Here is a 4,438-nt window from a genome sequence, read left to right as displayed (position 1 = left end):
TTGGGTCTTGTGTAATAGCCGTGGCTGATACTTGCCAAAAACGCGGCTTTAGTGCCAATTTGCGAACCCTTCCCGAAACCTTAATGAACCCGTCTTTTTCGTAAGTTTGCGCGTCATAAAGCACAAAATTATTGCTTGGCTTTAGCATTTTCATCCTCCGTCTGCATTTCTAAGTATCTAACAAGCGATGATACAGCTTCCTCCACGTCTCTACGCTCGTCTTTTACACCACGCTGACCACTGCATAACAATTTTTTAACAGCGTGTTGTACGCAGGGATTTGACACGCCAAACAAGTCTAAAACTCGATAAACATCTATGTGTTTTAAACTAGAAACATCTTTAAAATAATGTTCATGATTCATTGTTTATCACTCATCATTTGTTTGACGTTGTAATTACGCATAAATCCGCTTCCATCCGCGTCTGTGTGCTTCATCATGTCAACCTCGACTTTTGCGCTATTAACAAGCACTTGACCGATGTCACAAATAGCCTTAGCTCTGTCCACGCTGATTTTATCCTCAGCGAGTAAGTCCATCGCGTTTAACAATGACTCTCTCAAATAGTTTATATCACGCATGATTCAGCTCCGTTTTTGATTTTACGTTGTAATTTGTTTATTGTCTTAATAACCCGCACCAAATCGGGTGGAAATCTGTTCATAGTATTTAAACGCATCAAATCAGCATCACTAATCAATTTTAAGTTTTCGCGCTCAAAATTGTATTTATTACCATCAATAAAAATTAACTTATGGCTTGTTGGTACTGGCTCACCATAAGCAATGTGATGTTTTAATTTCCACGCGCTAGGCTCTGCAATTTTTACCCACACATAACCATCTTCCTCTTTAGTTTCCGTGCCAACTGGCTGTGCATTGTGCGGCCTGTTTCCGCGTTTAAACATTGTTGGCTTGAGTTTTTCTTTTGTTTCCTGCGATAGTTTTTTCCCTTTGTTGTGCGGTATCAATCCTTTTTTAAATTGGCCTTTTGTTCTTGCTTTGCAAGATTCTCTCAAAAACTGTCCTGATTTTCTCAACTTGAGATGAAATGCTTTTGCACCGATAGCATTAGCGTCTTTTTTTCCAAGCATTTTTGCTAATTCGATATTGCTAGTATTTGCATAATTAGCAATTAAATATTGCTCTTCATCGTCTGTCCATGTTCTATTCATTTATAAATACTCGCTTTCAAACTTGTTGATGTAGTGTTGTTGTTGGTCTTTAATGTTTTCAATCAACAACTCAAATTTTGCGAGTTTTTGCTTCAGTTTGTAATGACTTAGCTCTATTCCCAACTGTTGCCGAATAAAATAAATAACTTTTTTTAATGTTGGTTTTGTCGCGTTTAGCGCACACCACACGATAACAATATCTAAATCATTGATTTTGTCAGCGTTATACAGAGTGCATTTTTTTAGTTTAACCCCTGCCACACGTTCAATACGCTTTAACTGTGGCTTAGTTTTTTTTAGTACGTCCATTGCGTACTCTTGGGTCATGTTTGGGTTTTGCTGTAAAAAAACAGCATATTGTTTTGTAGGCATTTTTGCACCTTTAGTCTAGGCAGTCGAAAAGAGTGCGGCAAACAGTGACTAGCTGTTGTTCGGATGCCTCCTAAGCCGCAAAATTAGTTTACGTATTTATCGTTAGTTTGTCGCTGTTAGTTTGGGCCAATCTACGGCTTTAGGTTATTATTTCGCTAAATAGTGCTAAATAGTAAGGCTTACTATTTAGCGGACCTATATTTATCAATGGCTAGAGGGGCAAAATAGCTAAATAGCTAAATAGCTTTAAGATACTAAAAAACAGGTATTTTTAGGCATAAAAAAAGCCTATCTAATTTTAGAATAGGCTAAACCCTAATAAGACCTTTAGTATATATAATTATAACATATATATAGGTATATGTCAAGAGTAGTATTGTAAATAGAATGTAAAAAGAAAAAGTATATATAGGGGTATTTGTTTAGATATTTATATATATAAATATCTTAGATGCTACTATTTAGCTATTTAGCGCGTAAGTTATTGATTTTAAAAGAGTTTTAACTACTATTTAGCTGCTATTTAGCTACTATTTAGATTATTTAGCGGTATGTTTTATAATCAATTTGGTGTTTTTTTGGATTTTAAAAAAATACAGGCAAGAAAAAAGGCTAAAAAATAGCCCTTTTTCTTGATTACATGATGTTACAAAAATGTTGTGACGTTATTGAAGATTATTAAAAATCATTGAACATAAAAAACCTTATATGGTTTTTTGTTGCTGCTTTTTATTTTTTCAATAACATTTAACATCCCTTTGGCAACCATATCATCTAGCAATGCCTCAACCTGCGCCTTTGGTGTTCCGCGTAAACGATTACAGATAACGCCCAATGTCTCGCCGTTTTCTTTGTCAATCACGCTCAAAACCTTAGCCGCCAAACCATCGCCGCTCTTTTTGTTGTCCTCGCTATACGATAGCTTAATTTTGCGCTCTACGTCTGCCAGTGCGAGTGCATAACCGTATTTAACATGGTCAACTGTACGCAAACCGCTAGGCATGGCACAAATCAAACTTATCTTTGATGCAAGCTCATAACCGCGTCTAGCGATTGCCTCTAGCCCTGTGGTTGCTTTATGGAACTCAGCAAGATTATAAAAACGCTCGTAAACCTCATTTAAAAGCTCTATAGCGGCTTTATTTGTTGGTAGTGTAGTCTTATCGCCCAATTGCTCAATACGCGCACATGTGCGCTCTAAAACGTCATAGTGACCGTGTGCGTACAAGTTGCGAAGAGCGTTGGCTAAATACTCAGGCATGGGCTGTTTTTTAAAGCCTGTTTTGCGTTTTGGATTAGTCTCTAAATCCGTAAAAATCATAGAACGCGCCATAAATCCATTGGTCGCCATTTCAAAAGTCATAAGCTCGTTAAACGTGACTGGCGTGGTAAAGCCAATCATGGTTAGATATGGATTCTCTAATCCGTTATCAACATTACTTATAGCCGCCATGATTGCGTCTTTGACTTCTTCTAGCTGTTGTCGCTGATTGTCGGCTGACGTGTCTTCGGGTAACTTTTCGAGCTTCTTTTCAATCTGTGCGTACTCTCCGATGAGTTTTGCTTTTAATTCTTCTTTCAAATCGCCCGTGATTGGTAGATAGCCATTCGCTTTAGAGTAAATACTCATTAACGCACCGACCACACCCTCAAGATACGATGCCCCGCCTTTTTTACCCGCGTTGGCTAGTTTATTCAGTACCAAGCCTAATTCATCAATACAATAAAAAGCGGCTTGATGGCGGATTAAATTACGCATGACTTCTTGTTCGGACTTAAAGCCGCCATGAATCGCAGCTTGCACACCTGCCGCCTTTGCAATGTTTAAATAGCATTGCATTATTTGTTCTTTACCTGTGCCGCTACCTGCTACACAAAAAGATAAAAGGTTAGGTGTGATGCCGTCTAATTCGTCAGTGTATCTCATACCTGCTAAACTGCTAACGGCAGTTAATGCACACGCAACCGCTAGATTTTCGCGTGGATAAAGGCATTGGCTATTTATCCACTCGGTCAAAGAGCCGACAAAATCGGGAGGCCGTTTTAAATCTACTGGCTCGTCTAAAACGCTTTTTACTTTTGGCTCTTTGTCATTCTTTACACTGTCAAGATTAGTATTTAAGTCATTACTACAATCTAAATCATCGACAGAACCGAGCGAACCATCATAAACAAACGTCACAGGCTCACAATAGCCTCCCTCATTTGCATAATGTAATAACGTGCCATAGCCCACAGGGTTGGCCGTTTTACCGAATGAATGCCAGTGTTTTTGTATTTTGCCATAGCCGCAATACTTCGCGCCCTTGCTGCTCCATGCGTCCCAAATCTCAAAGCCGCCACCGTTTAGGCAATGATGAATGGCCATGCCAATACTTACCCACTGGCTATAATCACAATCAGGGTCAACAAAGCCAAGCAGCGTAACAATATGCTGCTCATCAATGTCTAAGTCTTGGCCATTGTTGCTAACACGATAGATGTTTTGGCGTTCTAATAATGCAATCAATTCAGGAGGTGCAAAGTCCGTTTCTTGTGGATAACCCTTGACCGTCTCATAATTTGCACCGCTTTCGTGCAATGAGCCGCTACCAACTACATAGCCGCTAGACTTAAAATCAATGCCAACATATTTATTATGTTTTTGCATCAATCCTTTTATTTTGTCCTCATCTTTGAGCTTAAAATAGTAATGCTGACTACCGCCACCGCTCCCCGTATTGACCACAAAACTACAATCTAAAACGCTTGGTATGTCTTTACATAGCTGCTTAAACGATGCAATACCGCCATTTCTAGCGTCAACATCAACTACTAAAAACTCTTTAACAAGTACGCCAAAACCAGTGTTAAAATGGCCTAACTCGCCAAAACACTCTATTTGCTCATC

Annotated in this window: 5 protein-coding genes; all 5 read right to left on the bottom strand. The window is 38.8% G+C overall.

Translation table 11 applies throughout. The features are described from left to right. Positions 1-128: 128 nt before the first annotated feature. Complete coding sequence (locus tag Q0212_RS08030) at positions 129-365, bottom strand: hypothetical protein (RefSeq protein WP_297924320.1); 237 nt, start codon at positions 363-365, stop codon at positions 129-131. Beyond that, the gene (locus Q0212_RS08025; RefSeq protein WP_297924318.1) at positions 362-583 is read right to left on the bottom strand and encodes a hypothetical protein; all 222 of its coding nucleotides are present in this window, start codon (positions 581-583) and stop codon (positions 362-364) included. The genes Q0212_RS08030 and Q0212_RS08025 overlap by 4 nt, the downstream gene beginning before the upstream one ends. Beyond that, complete coding sequence (locus Q0212_RS08020) at positions 571-1,176, bottom strand: hypothetical protein (protein WP_297924316.1); 606 nt, start codon at positions 1,174-1,176, stop codon at positions 571-573. The genes Q0212_RS08025 and Q0212_RS08020 overlap by 13 nt, the downstream gene beginning before the upstream one ends. After that, entirely contained in the window at positions 1,177-1,548 is a 372-nt protein-coding gene (locus tag Q0212_RS08015) for a hypothetical protein (protein WP_297924314.1), read from the bottom strand. A 685-nt stretch (positions 1,549-2,233) separates the two neighbouring features. Next, on the bottom strand, positions 2,234-4,438 hold a 2,205-nt coding region (locus tag Q0212_RS08010; RefSeq protein WP_297924312.1), incomplete at its 5' end, for a PriCT-2 domain-containing protein.

Origin of the sequence: uncultured Agitococcus sp. (assembly GCF_937920075.1) — a bacterium.
In the GTDB taxonomy this organism is placed as follows: Bacteria; Pseudomonadota; Gammaproteobacteria; order Pseudomonadales; family Moraxellaceae; genus Agitococcus.
This window is presented reverse-complemented; position numbering and strand designations above follow the sequence as displayed.